Below are 13891 nucleotides of genomic sequence, written 5' to 3'. Positions count from 1 at the left end.
GTCACCGCACTACCGAAACGGAGTTGACGTGGTCGACCCACGCACTGATGACCTGCTCGCCAAGGACTTGGCCGTCGACGCGGGGCGGGTGTTGCTGCGCATCCGCGGCGACTACCCCGCCGACGGCGATGCCTTGGCGTTGAAGAACGCCGGCGACCTGGGCTCGCACGACTTCCTCATGGCCATGCTCGCCCAGGCGCGCCCCGACGATGCCGTCCTGAGCGAGGAGGGGGCCGACAACCCGGCGCGACTGGCCACCGAGCGGGTGTGGATCGTCGACCCGTTGGACGGCACCCGCGAGTTCTCCGAACGGCCCCGCGACGACTGGGCGGTGCACGTGGCCCTGTGGGAGCGCGGCGAACTCGTCGCCGGCGCCGTCGCCCTCCCGGCCCGCGAGCAGGTCTTCGCGACCGACGCACCGCCGGCGATCCCGGCCGCGAGCGGCGGGAAGATCCGCCTGGCGGTCTCGCGTTCGCGCCCGCCGGCCTGGCTGCCAGCGCTCGTCGAGGCACTTGACGCCGAGGTGGTCCCGATGGGCTCGGCCGGGGTCAAGGCCGTCTCGGTGCTGGACGGGAGCACCGATGCCTATGTCCACGCCGGTGGGCAGTATGAATGGGACTCGGCCGCGCCGGTTGCCGTCGCCTCCGCCGCCGGCCTGCACACCAGCCGGGTCGACGGCTCGCCGCTGCTCTACAACCAGCCCAATGTGCTGCTGCCCGATCTGGTTGTATGCCGCCCGGAGCTGGCCGAGCAGATCCTCGCCGCCGTGGCGAGGCTGGGGATCTCCTAGCCCTTGGAGAGGACACTGGCCACCCAGGCCAGCGTCTCGCTGAGCCCGGTGTCCATGGGCGTCGGGCGAATGGCCGGGAACACTTCCCGCACTCGCTGGCCGTCGGCCAGCGAGTGCTGGATGTCTCCGGTGCGGGGCGGGCCGACAATCGTCGTCGCCTCACGCCGGGAGATGGCCGCCAGCGACTCGATCAGGTCGGTCAGCGTCGTCGGGTTCCCGAAGGCGAGGTTGATCGGCTCGGGCGCGGTGACCCGGCGCCGGAGCGCGTCGAGCAGCACGCCGCAAACATCGCCGACATAGGTGAAGTCGCGCGAGATCTGCGGGTCCCCGTTGATCGTCACCGGCTCGGAGCGCAGAATCCGGTCGGCAAAGGTCGGGATGACGGCGGAGTACGCGTGCCCGGGGCGCTGGCCGGGGCCGTAGACATTGAACAGCCGGAAGACAAGCGCTCGCAGGCTGTAGACCGTCTGATACGCCAAGACGTATTGCTCGGCGGCGAGCTTGCCCGCGGCATACGGCGACATCGGGCGCACCCAGTCGCGCTCGTTCTTGGGCAGCTTCGTATTCAGCCCATACACCGAGCTGGACGAACTGAACACGAGATGCTGGATCTGCTGGGCGCGGGCCGCCTCGAGCACATTGATCGTGCCGTCCACGTTGACCGCGTGTGAGCGGACCGGGTTGGCGATGCTGCGCGGAACGCTGCCCAGCGCAGCAAGGTGCACGACGGCGTCGACGCCGTCCATCGCGGCCATCAGGACCGCCCGATCCTCGATGGAGGCCTCGATGAACTGCGCGCCGGCCGGGACGGCATCGGCCCGACCGGTCGACAGATCGTCCACGACGGTGACCTCATGTCCCTCGGCGAGGGCTGCCACGGCGAGATTTGATCCGATGAAACCCGCGCCACCAGTGACCAATAATCTCACGATTTCTCCTTACCTGCAGATCCGGTGAACTCGGGCATCGTCGATGATCCCTCGGCAGCGATCCCCTCGCGGGCGAGCACTTGCCCCACGGTCCGGGCGAGGATGCGCAAATCCAGGCGCAACGACACCGTGTCGACGTATTCGACGTCCAGGCGCAACCGGTCCTCCCAGGCGATGGCGTTGCGGCCGTTGATCTGAGCCAGACCGGTCAGCCCGGGACGCACGTCGTGGCGGCGAGCCTGCTCGGGCGAGTAGCGATCGAGATACTGCATCAGCAGGGGCCGGGGACCCACGAGGGACATCCGCCCGGTCAGCAGGTGCCACAGCGTCGGCAGCTCGTCCAAACTGGTCGCCCGCAGGAAGCGGCCGACACCGGTCATCCGGGACTCGTCGGAAACGAGCCCGCGATCAGCGTCCACGGGGAGCATGGTCCGGAATTTGATCATCTCGAACGGCTCGCCGTGCAGGCCCGGCCGGCGCTGCCGGAACAGGACCGGCGCGCCGAGCTTTCCCCGCACCACCAGCGCTATCGCCGCTTGAACCGGAAGCGAAACGACGAGGGCGGGGACGCCGAGCAGGAGATCGAGGCAGCGCTTGCCGCGATATCCAGTCACCACTTCTCCGTTCCTGAGCCGACCGACGATCATAGCCCGGCTGTGATCGCCCAGCGAAACGTCGCGGTCGACGCGCATCCTGGGCGTCCCGCGTGTCACCATGGACAACGCTCCCGCCCGTGGTGGCATGGAGCCGAGCCGATATCCAGGGACCGCCTGCCCGACACACCGACGAAGGACCGTGAGCATCATTCCCGCAACGCCTCGACGACGGCCCGGCCAAGCGGTGAACCGGTGGTGAAACCGCTGGTCATCATTGGCGTCGGCGGCCACGGCCGCGAGGCCTACGACATCGTCTCGGCGATGAACGCCGACTCGCGTGAATGGGAGATGCTCGGCTTCCTCGACGACGGCCGCGAGCCGGGGTCGCTGGCCGAGCCCCTCGACGTGCCTGTCCTCGGCGGCACCAACTGGCTGGATTCGAACGATGCCTGGGTCGTGGTCGGCATCGGCTCGCCGGTGGTGCGCGAGGCCATCGTCAATCGGCTGCGCCCCTCGGTGCGCTATGCCAGCCTGCGGCATCCCAGCGCCACGACCGGCAGCGTGGTTTCGCTGGGAGCAGGGAGCATCCTCGCGGCGGGCGCGCGGGTGACCCACAATGTCGCGATCGGGAGGCATACCCACCTCAATGTCGGCGCCACCGTCAGCCACGACTGCACAATCGGGGCCTTCGTCACGATCTCGCCGGGCTCCCACATCAGCGGGCTCGTCACCGTCGAGGACCGGTGTTGGATCGGCATCGGCGCCTCGCTCATCCAGCATGCGGTCGTCGGTGCGGACGCGATCATCGGCGCCGGGGCGGTCGTCACCAGGCCCCTCGCCGGCGGACAGACCTATGTCGGGGTTCCCGCTGGGAGCATCCTCGCGGCGGGCGCGCGGGTGACCCACAATGTCGCGATCGGGAGGCATACCCACCTCAATGTCGGCGCCACCGTCAGCCACGACTGCACAATCGGGGCCTTCGTCACGATCTCGCCGGGCTCCCACATCAGCGGGCTCGTCACCGTCGAGGACCGGTGTTGGATCGGCATCGGCGCCTCGCTCATCCAGCATGCGGTCGTCGGTGCGGACGCGATCATCGGCGCCGGGGCGGTCGTCACCAGGCCCCTCGCCGGCGGACAGACCTATGTCGGGGTTCCCGCTCGACCCATCCGGCAGCGCGTCGGCCTCGGCTGAGCGACGCTGCGAGCCGCCGGGTTGGATAGCCTGGCAGCCCACGCGCCCGCGCTCAGCCCGAAGGAGACGTCCCGGAGATGGCCAAGATCATCTACACCCTGACCGATGAGGCTCCGCTGCTGGCGACCTACTCGTTCCTGCCGGTGATCGAGGCATTCGCCTCCACGGCCGGAGTCGAGGTGGAGACCCGGGACATCTCGCTCGCTGGGCGGATCGTGGCGGCCTTCTCCGACCTGCTGCCCGACGAGCAGCGCGAGAGCGACGCGCTCGCCGAGCTGGGCAAGCTCGCAACCACGCCCGAGGCGAACATCATCAAGCTGCCCAATATCTCGGCGTCACTGCCGCAACTGGTCGCCGCCATCAAAGAGTTGCAGGGCAAGGGCGTCGCGCTGCCGGACTACCCCGACGAGCCGGCGACGGACGCCGAGCGGGAGGCGCGGGCCCGCTACGACAAGGTCAAGGGCAGCGCGGTCAACCCCGTTCTGCGCGAAGGCAACTCCGACCGCCGCGCCCCGGCCTCGGTCAAGAACTACGCCCGCAAGCACCCCCACTCGATGGGCGCGTGGAGCCCGGACAGCAAGACCCGGGTCGCGACGATGGGGCACGACGACTTCCGCTGCAACGAGAAGTCGGTCGTGCTCGCCGCGGACGATGTCCTGACGATCAAGCACGTCGCGGCCGACGGCACCGAGACCGTGCTCAAGCCCGAACTGACCGTGCTCGCCGGCGAAGTCGTGGACGGCACCTTCATCAGCGCCGCCCACCTGGACGACTTCCTCGCCGAGCAGGTCGCCCAGGCGCTCGCCGACGACGTGCTGTTCTCCGTCCACCTCAAGGCGACGATGATGAAGGTGTCCGACCCGATCATTTTCGGCCACGTCGTCCGGGCCTATTTCAAGGAGGTGTATGCCGCTCACGGCGAGCAGCTGCTCGCCGCCGGGCTCGACGGCACCAACGGCCTCGCCGCCGTCCTGGCCGGTCTCGACGAGCTGGACAACGGCGCCGAGATCAAGGCCGCCTTCGAGCAAGCCCTCCAGGACGGGCCGCGCCTGGCGATGGTCAACTCCGACAAGGGAATCACCAACCTGCACGTCCCCAGCGATGTCATCGTCGATGCCTCCATGCCGGCGATGATCCGCACCTCGGGCCACATGTGGGGCCCCGACGGCCAGGAGGCCGACACGCTCGCGGTCATCCCCGACAGCTCCTATGCCGGGGTCTACCAGGCGATCATCGACGACTGCAAGGCGCACGGCGCCTACGACCCGACAACGATGGGCTCGGTGCCCAATGTCGGGCTGATGGCCCAAAAGGCCGAGGAGTACGGCAGCCACGACAAGACCTTCGAGATGTCCGCCGCCGGCACCGTCCAGGTCGTCAACCGGGCCGACGAGGTGCTGATGGAGCACGCGGTCGAGGCCGGCGACATCTGGCGCGCCTGCCAGACCAAGGACGCCCCGATCCAGGACTGGGTCAAGCTCGCCGTCAGCCGGGCCCGGCTCTCCGGCGACCCGGCGGTGTTCTGGCTCGACGAGGGCCGCGCCCACGACGCCGTCCTTATCGACAAGGTCACCACCTATCTGCGCGACCATGACACCGACGGGCTCGACATCCGCATCCTGTCCCCGATCGAGGCGGCGACCTTCTCGGTCGAGCGGATCCGCAAGGGCGAGAACACGATCGGAGTCACCGGCAACGTGCTCCGGGACTACAACACCGATCTGTTCCCGATCCTCGAACTCGGCACCAGCGCCAAGATGCTCTCGGTCGTCCCGCTGATGAACGGCGGCGGCCTGTTTGAGACCGGCGCCGGCGGCTCGGCTCCCAAGCACGTCCAGCAGCTGGTCGCCGAGAACTACCTGCGCTGGGACAGCCTGGGTGAGTTCCTCGCGCTCGCCGAGAGCCTGCGGCACATGGCCCGCACCAGCGACAACGCCCGCGCCGAGATCCTCGCCGACACCCTCGACGCCGCCACCGAGACCCTGCTCAACGAGAACAAGTCGCCGGCGCGCAAGGTCGGCCAGATCGACAACCGCGGCAGCCACTTCTACCTCGCGATGTACTGGGCACGCGAGCTGGCCAAGCAGACCGCCGACGCCGACCTCGCGGCGGCGTTTGCGGCGGTCGCCGAGGCGCTGACGGCCAACGAGGGCGCGATCGACGCCGAGTTGCTCGCCGTCCAGGGAGCTGCCGCCGACATCGGCGGCTACTACCGGCCCGACGCGGCGAAGACGACGGCCGTGATGCGGCCGTCGGCCACCTTCAACGACGTCCTCGCCGGACTGACCAACCGGGACTGACCCGGGCACGGGTCACTCGCGCCGGGCCCACCCGGCGCCGACACGCCCGGGAGCACAAGTCGAGGGCTCGCTTGCGGCGTGCCGGGGGCGCGGCGGCATACAATTAGTCGTGCAGTCCGGCCGATCTGGCGCGGGGCATCCAGCGGCAGACCGTGCCGCCTCGGCGGGCAGAGGGGCTCGGCCGAGATTTCACAGTTCCTTGTCAAGGAGTTTTCTATGCTCACCCCCAAGCTGCCTGCGCGGCTGGGCGCCGAATTCATCGGCACCTTCTGGCTGGTCTTCGGCGGTTGCGGTAGCGCGATCTTCGCCGCGCTCTTCCTCGGCGGCGACGCCTCCGATGTCCAGCTCGGCATCGGTTTTGTCGGTGTCGCGCTGGCGTTCGGTCTGACCGTCCTGACGATGGCGTATGCCGTCGGCCACGTCTCGGGTGGCCACTTCAACCCCGCCGTCACCATCGGCCTGGCCGTCGGCAAGCGCTTCCCGTGGAAGGATGTCCCGGCCTACATCGTCACCCAGGTCGTTGCCGGCTTCGTCGCCGGCGCCGCGCTGTTGGCGATCGCGTCTGGCAAGGACGGTTTCGACCGAGTCGGCCACATGGCCGCCAATGGTTATGGCGACCACTCCCCGGGCGGCTACACGCTGGCGGCCGTGTTCATCGCCGAGGCGCTGCTGACCGCGATCTTCCTCTATGTCATCCTCGGCTCGACCGACGGCCGGGCCCCGGTGGGCTTCGCGCCGATCGCGATCGGCCTGTGCCTGACCCTGATCCACCTCATCTCGATCCCGATCTCCAACACCTCGGTCAACCCGGCCCGCTCCACCGGTGTCGCCTTCTTCAATGCCGACGGCGCGCCCGGCCAGCTGTGGCTGTTTTGGGTCGCCCCGATCGTCGGCGCGGTCATCGCCGGCGCGACCTATGCGCTCCTCGTCGGTGACGGCCCCGACATCGAGGGCGAGGTCAAGGGCGCTCGCGCCCGCGCCGCCGCCTGATCGGGCCGGCTGGTCACGGCCGCCCGGTGTCGATCTAGACCTCCACGCCCGGGACGCGGCCGTAGCGGTGGCGCGAGATGGACAGCGCCTGCTCGTGCAGCCAGAGCGGCAGTTCGGCGGCGGGGTCGGCGCTGACCGGCTGGGTGATCACGGCGACGTCCAAGCGGTGGCAGGCCGAGATGACGGGGTCGCGGGCCTCGGTGAGCAGCCGCAACCGGACGGGCGGGTCGCTCTCCAGCGCCCGGATCAGCGCCCCGTCGTCGTGGCTGAGCCCATAAACACGCACATCGGCCGTCTGGCAGACGTCCGCGGCGGCCCGCGCCGCCTCCAGGGCGCCCGCCGGAGTGTCCTCGCCCACGCGGATGATCACCGAGCGCAGCGGGCGGTAGCGGTGCACGTTGGCCTCGCTGACCAGCCCGCTCGGGTCCAGTTCTGTCCCGAACCGCTCGCTCCAAGCCGCCCGGTAGGCGGTTATCGCAGCAGCCGGGTCGACCGGCTCCGCCGGCACCCGGCGAAAAGCGGTGACATAGTCGGGACCGCCGGCCTTCGGGCCGCCACCGACCGACGAGCGCTTCCAGCCGCCGAACGGCTGACGACGCACGACCGCGCCGGTGATATGCCGGTTGACATAGAGGTTGCCGGCGTGGACCTGAGCCAGCCAGGTGTCGATCTCCTTGCTGTCGAGCGAGTGCAGGCCTGCCGTCAGCCCGTATGCCGTGCCGTTCTGGAAGGCGATCGCCTCGTCGAGGTTGCTCGCCCGCATCACACCCAGCACCGGGCCGAAGCACTCGGTGCGGTGGAACCACGACCCCGGCTTGACGCCAACGCGCACGCCCGGTGACCACAGCCGCCCGCTCTCGTCGAGCTGCTTGGGCTCGACCAGCCAGCGTTCGCCCGCATCCAGCCGGGTCAGCCCGCGGCGCAGGGTCTCGCCCGGCGGCGAGATGAGCGGCCCCATGATCGTCGCCGGATCCTCACCCCAGCCGACGCGCACGGTCTGCACCGCCGCGGCCAGCCGGGAGAGGAAGTCCGGATCGTCATACACCGGCGCCTCGATGATCGCCAGGCTGGCGGCCGAGCACTTCTGGCCCGCATGCCCGAACGCCGACTTGACGATGTCACGGATCGCGGCGTCCTGATCGGCCGCCTCGGTCACGACGAGCGCGTTCTTGCCGCTGGTCTCGGCGAGCACCCGCAGCCGCGGCTTCCAGCCCAGGAACAGCTTGGCGCTGTCATAGCTGCCGGTCAGGATCAGCGTCCCGAAGGCCTCGTGGGTGACCAGGTGCTGGCCGACCTCGTCGTCATTGCAGGCGAGATACTGCAACGCATCCTGCGGTATGCCGCCGGCGTGGCACTGCTCGACCAGCCACTTGGCGATCCGGCGCACCTCGGGCGCCGGTTTGAGGATCACCGTATTGCCCGCCATCAGCGCCGCGAAAACGCCGCCAGCCGGAATCGCATACGGGAAGTTCCACGGGCTCGCCACGAGCACCGAGCCGAGCTCGGTCGTCCCCGCCGGCATGGTCGCGCTCGCGTAATAGCGGGCGAAGTCGATCGCCTCGCTGATCTCGGGATCGCCCTCCCGGGCGGTCTTGCCGCCCTCGCCGGCCATCAGCGCGAGCGTGGCGAACCGGTCGGCCTCCATCCGGTCGGCGACCTGGCCGAGCAGCGCGGCCCGCTCCTGCGGCGAGCGGGCGGCCCAGCCCGACCGACCCGCGACGATCCGGGCGACCACCTCGTCGACCTGCTCGACACTGGTCAGCACCTCGACCTCAACCTGAAGTGGATCTGCCATCGCCGCGCCCAGCCGCTCGCGGACCTCTGCGGCGGTGAAGTCGCTGTCGGCCTGATTGTGGAAGCCCTCGGGTGTGTGCGCCACCGCCGGTCGCCGCGGCGTCGTTGAGACCGTATGCCGCTCGGCCACCGCCGCACGGAACCGCTCGGCCTGCTCGTCGAAACTCGCCGAGCCTGGCGTCATCGTGAACATCGCCCGGAGGAAGTTGTCGCGTCCGGTGTTCTCGTCGAAGCGGCGCGCGAGATAGGCGAGCGACGCCTCGATCTCGTCGTGCCGCACGATCGGGCAATAGAAGAGCAGCGAGCCGGCCTCGGCGATCACCGCGCGCGCCTGGGCCGGCACCATACCCTCGAGCATCTCGATGACGACGCCGCTGCGGCGGGCGGCGGGCAACTCACCGAGCAGGGTCAGCGCCCAGGCGATGTCGAACAGGTTGTGGCTGGCCACGCCGAGGCGCAAGGTGCCCGCGGCAACCCCCGCCAGAGCGACGTCGAGCAGCCGCTTGTAGCTGGCGTCGACCTCGGACTTCAGCGCATACGGCGCCTGCACCCAGCCGTGCTGCTCGGCATCGACCCGCTCCATCGCCAGGTTGGCGCCCTTGACGATGCGGATCTTCACCGGCGGACCACCCGCGGCCACCCGCCGCGCCGACCAGTCGGCGAGCCGGTCCATCACGGCGTGGGAGTCGGGCAGGTAGGCCTGCAGCACGATCCCGGCCGGGACCGCGGTGAACTCCTCCTGATCCAAGACCCGGGTGAACGCCTCGACGGTCAGGTGGAGATCGGCATACTCCTCCATATCGAGGTTGACAAAGACCGGCGGACGGGCGTCCATGGCCGCGCGGAAGATCGTCTCGAGCTTGGCGCAGATCCGCTCGACGCTGTGCTCGAAGGCGGCGACGTCGAGTTGGGCGCACAGCGCCGAGATCTTCACCGACACATAGTCGACGTCGCGGCGCGACATGGTCGCCAGCACCCGGTCCATCCGGGCCTGGGCCTCGGCGTCGCTGAGGATCGCCTCGCCGAGGACGTTGATGTTCAGGTCGACCCCGGTGGCCCGGCGGGCGGCGATGTGCGACTCCAGCGCCGGATCCTCGGCCGGGATGACCAGCCCGTGGGTCTCGGCGATGATCCGCCGGGTGGCCAGCGGCATGACCACCGGCGGCAGGTTCGGGGCCAGCCGGGCACCGACGGCCATCAACCCCCGGTCAAGCAGCCCCAGGGAATGCGGCACCCCGTGCTCGGCGACGATGCGGGCGAAGCGATTGGCCGCCCGTTTGGGGCGCTCGATGCGCAACACCTCGTCGGCGAGGGCTTGGACCAGTTCGCGGCCCTCGGCATCGTCGATCAGCCGGGCCAGACGCTCCTGACGGCGACGCTCGTTGGGGGTGATGGCTTCGGCGGCGACGGACAGGAGGCGGCCGGCGAGGTCGACGGCAGCCTCGATCCGGGCCGCATCGCGCGGATCGTTCACCCTTGGCACTCTAGCCCTTCCGGTCCTCGCGTCGTCGGCGGGAGCGGAGCGGCTCGGGTGCTGCGGGTCGCCGGATCGAGCCGGGTGGGCAACGCCATGACAACGGGTCCTGGCCGGGCCGGGGAGGAATCTCTATACGCTGAATTCATGTCCACCACAACGGCAGTTGGCTCCTCATCGCGCACCGATCCGGCCCGGCGCCGGATCGGTGTAGCCAGCTGTGGCAGGGCGCCGCCTTCGGGATCGTCGTCTATGTCCTCTTCCACGTCATCGTCATGCCGGCGATGGGCATCGTCCCGGCGCCGTGGCATCAGCCCTTCGGTGAGCACTTCTCCGAGTTCTTCGGGCCCATCGTCTGGTTGTGGAGCATCGAGATCGTCCGGCGCGACCTGGGCAACCGGATCACTCACGAACCGGATGCCGAGGTGCCGCTGGCCGCCGCGACGCGTTAGCGGCGCCAGCGCTCGTCTGGAGCAGGCAGGATGGGCCGTATGCCGGTCCCCGAGTTCGTCCTGCGGCTGCGCGAGCGGGTCGGGCACGAGTTGCTGCCGATGGCCGGGGCGACCGGCGTCGTGCGCGACCCGCAGGGCCGGATCCTGCTCGGCCTGCGCGCCGACACCGGCGACTGGGCGCTGCCGAGCGGGATCATCGAACCGTTCGAGCAGCCCGCGCACGCCCTGGCCCGCGAGATCGCCGAGGAGACCGGGGTGAGCGTCACGGTGGATGCGCTGGTCGCCGTCTCGGCGACCGGAGAGATCACCTATCCCAACGGCGACCGCGCCTGCTACCTCGACTTCACGTTCACCTGCACCTATCTGGCCGGCTCGGCGCGTCCGCTCGACGGGGAGAACGAGCAGGTCGGCTGGTTCGCGCTGGATGCCCTGCCGCAGCTACGCCCGTCCTCGGCCTTCCGGCTCGACAAGGCGCTCGCGTATGCCGGAACCACCTGGTTCGCCCCGGTGACCAGCAATCTGCCCTGAGGTCTGGGGTTCTGGCTGAGGTCGTACGAAAAAACGTACGACCTCAGCCAGAAACGCAGACCTCGGCGAAGGTAGTGGTCGCGGCCAGGGCCGCCGCGAGGGCGAGCGCGACGGCATACGGGAGCGAGCGCGGCATGGGGGACTCCTTCGACGAATTGCTACTCGCGGGTAGGTTGGCGGTTGCCGGCAGGCCGCGCACCCGCAAGCCCCCGCCATCGGCGCGCCCCACCGGGCAGAATGCCGCCGTGGACCTGGCCCTGACTCTCGTCGCAATCGCCGCCACCGTCATTCTGGTCGCCCGAGCGTGTGAGCCGGCCGGCATACCGGCCCCGCTCGGGCTGCTCGGCGTCGGGATTGCCGCCTCCTTCGTTCCCGGCATCCGTGAGGTCGCGCTGTCCCCCGATGTCGTGCTCTTTGGGTTACTGCCGCCGTTGCTGTATGCCGCGGCGCTGAGCACCTCGCTGATCGACGTTCGCCGACATCTCGGGCCGATCCTGAGCCTCTCGGTCGGCCTGGTGCTGTTCACCGCGCTCGGTGTTGGCCTGTTGGTCTCGTGGCTGCTGCCGGTCGGCTTCGCGATCGCGTTCGCTCTCGGCGCGATCGTCGCCCCGCCGGATGCTGTCGCGGCCACCGCGGTCGCGCGCCGGATCGGCCTGCCCCGGCGGATGACCACGATCTTGGAGGGCGAGTCCCTGCTCAACGACGCCACGGCCTTGGTGTCGCTGCGCACCGCGGTCGGGGCGGCCGGGCTGGCGATCGGGCACGGCGGGGGGCACGCCGAGGTGGATGTCACCAGCGTCGCCGTCGACTTCGCCCGCGCCGTCCTGGGCGGGGTGGGGATCGGCTTCCTCGTCTTCCTGATCGTCGCCGCGGTGCGCACCCGGCTGACCGAGACCGCGGCCGACACCGCGCTGTCCTTCGCCGTGCCCTATCTGGCCTATATCCCGGCGGAGAAGGTCCACGCCTCCGGCGTGCTCGCCGCGGTGACCGCCGGCCTGCTGCTCGCCCACAAGGCGCCCCGCCTGCAAAGTGCCTCCTCCCGGCTATCGGAGCGGATCAACTGGGCGAGCGTCACCTTCCTCCTCGAGAACGCCGTCTTCCTCCTCATCGGGTTGCAGATGCAGCGGATCATCGACGGCGTCCGGGACAGCGAGCAGACGCTGGGTCACAGCGTCCTGGTAGGCCTGGCCGTCCTGCTCGCCTGCCTGCTGCTGCGCCCGTTGTGGGTCGTTCCGGTCGCCACCCTCACCACCCGTGATCTCGGTCCGCTGCGGGCGCGCCTGCCGTCCATGCTCGTCACCTCCTGGGCCGGGATGCGCGGCGTCGTCACGCTGGCCGCGGCGTTGACCCTGCCCGACGACACGCCATACCGGTCAGTCCTGGTGTTGATCGCGCTCGTGGTCACGGTCGGCACGCTGTTGCTGCAGGGGCTGACCCTGCCCGCGCTCGCCCGCGCACTCGACGTGCGGGGTCCCGATCCGCGCGAGGACGCCCTGGTCGAGGCGACCGTGGTCGGTGCGGCCATCGGGGCCGGCCTGCGGGAGATCGAATCGGCACCGGACGCCGACCCGGGATCGGTCGAGACCCTGCGTGAGCAGGCGACCGTACGCGTCAACCGGATCTGGGAACGGCTCGGCGCGAGCGCCGAGACCCCCAGCGAGCTGTTGCGGCGGCTGCGGCTGCAGATGATCGCTGCCGAGCGCGCAGAGGTCCTGCGCATGCGCTCCGGCGGCGAGGTCGACCAGCACGTCCTGCAGCAGGTCCTCAACACGATGGACGCGGAGGAAGCCGCGCTCACCTATGGCGTGCGCCGCGCCGGCGCCCTGCGCGAAACACCGCTACGGCCACCCGATGCGGTCCTCGCCGCGTGCGATCACCTGCAGGCCCCGGCCGGGTGCGTCGTCCCGGACACGCCCGAAGGCTGTCCGGCGTGTCTGGAGATCGGCCAGAGCTGGGTGCACCTGCGGATGTGCACCGAATGCGGTCACGTCGGCTGCTGCGACTCCTCCGTTGGCCGGCACGCCTCCGGGCACTTCGCGACTAGCGGGCACCCGGTCATGCGCTCGCTGGAGCCGGGCGAGGCGTGGCGCTGGTGCTTCGTCGACGAGGCCCTCGGCTGACGGGCTTGGTTCTAGATCTAGATTTGCCCGTATGCCGCCGCACCTGATCTTGGCCTCCGCCTCGCCCGGGCGCCGGGAGCTGCTGCGCCGGGCGGGGATCGAGGCGAGCGTCCAGGCCAGCGGCGTCGATGAGGACGCGGTGCTGTCGACGCTGCGGGAGAGCGTCAGCGAGCTGGAACCGGCCGACGAGGTGCTCGCGCTGGCCCGGGCCAAGGCCGAGGATGTCGCCGCAAACGCCGCCGACGCCCTGGTGCTGGGCTGCGACTCGATGCTCGAACTCGACGGCGAGGTGCACGGCAAGCCCGCCGACGCCGCGACGGCGATTGCCCGGTGGCAGCGGATGCGCGGGAACCGGGGCGTGCTGCATACCGGCCATTGGTTGATCGACAACCGCCTCGGCGGCAGCGCCGGGCTGATCGGCGCGACCGCGTCGACGATCGTGCATTTCGCCGACATCGATGATGCGGAGATTGCCGCGTATGTCGCGACCGGTGAGCCGCTGCGGGTTGCCGGGGCGTTCACGATCGATGGCCTCGGCGGGCCTTTCGTCGAGCGCATCGAGGGCGACCACACCACGGTCGTCGGCCTGTCCCTGCCGCTGCTGCGCGCCCTGCTCGCCGAGCTCGGCCTGCACTGGCGCGACCTGCGCACGTCAGCGCATTAGGGGCCTGCGGTGAGCCGGGGCCCACGCTCTGCGTGGGTGGCGAAGAACTTCGTGGCGTTA

At 70.1% G+C, this 13891-nt stretch carries 11 protein-coding genes; 8 read left to right on the top strand and 3 right to left on the bottom strand.

What is annotated here, in order from left to right:
* Nucleotides 1-28 precede the first annotated feature (28 nt).
* On the top strand, nucleotides 29-790 hold the full coding sequence (locus V9G19_RS13975) for a 3'(2'),5'-bisphosphate nucleotidase CysQ (RefSeq protein ID WP_462286011.1): 762 nt from the start codon (nucleotides 29-31) through the stop codon (nucleotides 788-790).
* On the opposite strand, the gene V9G19_RS13970 is transcribed toward V9G19_RS13975, so the two are convergent.
* A complete protein-coding gene (locus V9G19_RS13970; protein ID WP_462286010.1) occupies nucleotides 787-1719 on the bottom strand; it encodes an NAD-dependent epimerase/dehydratase family protein in 933 nt (310 codons plus the stop codon). The genes V9G19_RS13975 and V9G19_RS13970 overlap by 4 nt on opposite strands.
* Entirely contained in the window at nucleotides 1716-2333 is a 618-nt protein-coding gene (locus tag V9G19_RS13965) for a sugar transferase (RefSeq protein ID WP_462286009.1), read from the bottom strand. The genes V9G19_RS13970 and V9G19_RS13965 overlap by 4 nt, the downstream gene beginning before the upstream one ends.
* 234 nt (nucleotides 2334-2567) lie before the next feature.
* Here V9G19_RS13965 and V9G19_RS13960 point away from each other — a divergent pair, with 234 nt between their 5' ends.
* The 3 genes from V9G19_RS13960 to aqpZ all read left to right on the top strand — a co-directional run bounded on the left by V9G19_RS13960 (nucleotide 2568) and on the right by aqpZ (nucleotide 6799).
* On the top strand, nucleotides 2568-3509 hold the full coding sequence (locus V9G19_RS13960; protein ID WP_462286008.1) for a NeuD/PglB/VioB family sugar acetyltransferase: 942 nt from the start codon (nucleotides 2568-2570) through the stop codon (nucleotides 3507-3509).
* A gap of 77 nt (nucleotides 3510-3586) precedes the next feature.
* Nucleotides 3587-5809 (top strand): NADP-dependent isocitrate dehydrogenase, encoded by a 2223-nt coding sequence (locus V9G19_RS13955; RefSeq protein ID WP_462286007.1) that lies wholly within the window; start codon nucleotides 3587-3589, stop codon nucleotides 5807-5809.
* 216 nt (nucleotides 5810-6025) lie between these two features.
* The gene (aqpZ, locus tag V9G19_RS13950; RefSeq protein WP_462286006.1) at nucleotides 6026-6799 is read left to right on the top strand and encodes an aquaporin Z; all 774 of its coding nucleotides are present in this window, start codon (nucleotides 6026-6028) and stop codon (nucleotides 6797-6799) included.
* Between the two features lie 34 nt (nucleotides 6800-6833).
* Here aqpZ and V9G19_RS13945 read toward each other — a convergent pair whose 3' ends face one another.
* Nucleotides 6834-10067 (bottom strand): bifunctional proline dehydrogenase/L-glutamate gamma-semialdehyde dehydrogenase, encoded by a 3234-nt coding sequence (locus V9G19_RS13945; protein WP_462286005.1) that lies wholly within the window; start codon nucleotides 10065-10067, stop codon nucleotides 6834-6836.
* Nucleotides 10068-10210: 143 nt separating this feature from the next.
* Here V9G19_RS13945 and V9G19_RS13940 point away from each other — a divergent pair, with 143 nt between their 5' ends.
* The 4 genes from V9G19_RS13940 (at nucleotide 10211) to V9G19_RS13925 (ending at nucleotide 13831) form a co-directional block, all read left to right on the top strand.
* Nucleotides 10211-10519 (top strand): DUF1440 domain-containing protein, encoded by a 309-nt coding sequence (locus V9G19_RS13940; protein ID WP_462286246.1) that lies wholly within the window; start codon nucleotides 10211-10213, stop codon nucleotides 10517-10519.
* A gap of 39 nt (nucleotides 10520-10558) precedes the next feature.
* Nucleotides 10559-11047 carry an NUDIX hydrolase gene (locus V9G19_RS13935; RefSeq protein ID WP_462286004.1) on the top strand — a complete coding sequence of 163 codons (489 nt, stop codon included), beginning with the start codon at nucleotides 10559-10561 and terminating at the stop codon, nucleotides 11045-11047.
* Nucleotides 11048-11181: 134 nt separating this feature from the next.
* On the top strand, nucleotides 11182-13167 hold the full coding sequence (locus V9G19_RS13930; protein ID WP_462286003.1) for a Na+/H+ antiporter: 1986 nt from the start codon (nucleotides 11182-11184) through the stop codon (nucleotides 13165-13167).
* A gap of 31 nt (nucleotides 13168-13198) precedes the next feature.
* The gene (locus V9G19_RS13925) at nucleotides 13199-13831 is read left to right on the top strand and encodes a Maf family protein (RefSeq protein ID WP_462286002.1); all 633 of its coding nucleotides are present in this window, start codon (nucleotides 13199-13201) and stop codon (nucleotides 13829-13831) included.
* Nucleotides 13832-13891: the final 60 nt, after the last annotated feature.

Origin of the sequence: Nostocoides sp., from assembly GCF_037045025.1 — a bacterium.
Lineage (GTDB): Bacteria > Actinomycetota > Actinomycetes > Actinomycetales > Dermatophilaceae > Nostocoides_A.
The sequence above is the reverse complement of the archived record's forward strand: the minus strand, read 5'-3'. Positions and strand labels throughout refer to the sequence as shown.

Bases quoted from the DNA above. Each gene is read 5' to 3' on its own strand.
- V9G19_RS13955 (WP_462286007.1), top strand. From the start codon at position 3,587: ATGGCCAAGATCATCTACACCCTGACCGATGAGGCTCCGCTGCTGGCG.
- aqpZ (WP_462286006.1), top strand. From the start codon at position 6,026: ATGCTCACCCCCAAGCTGCCTGCGCGGCTGGGCGCCGAATTCATCGGC.
- V9G19_RS13935 (WP_462286004.1), top strand. From the start codon at position 10,559: ATGCCGGTCCCCGAGTTCGTCCTGCGGCTGCGCGAGCGGGTCGGGCAC.
- V9G19_RS13930 (WP_462286003.1), top strand. From the start codon at position 11,182: ATGGGGGACTCCTTCGACGAATTGCTACTCGCGGGTAGGTTGGCGGTT.
- V9G19_RS13925 (WP_462286002.1), top strand. From the start codon at position 13,199: ATGCCGCCGCACCTGATCTTGGCCTCCGCCTCGCCCGGGCGCCGGGAG.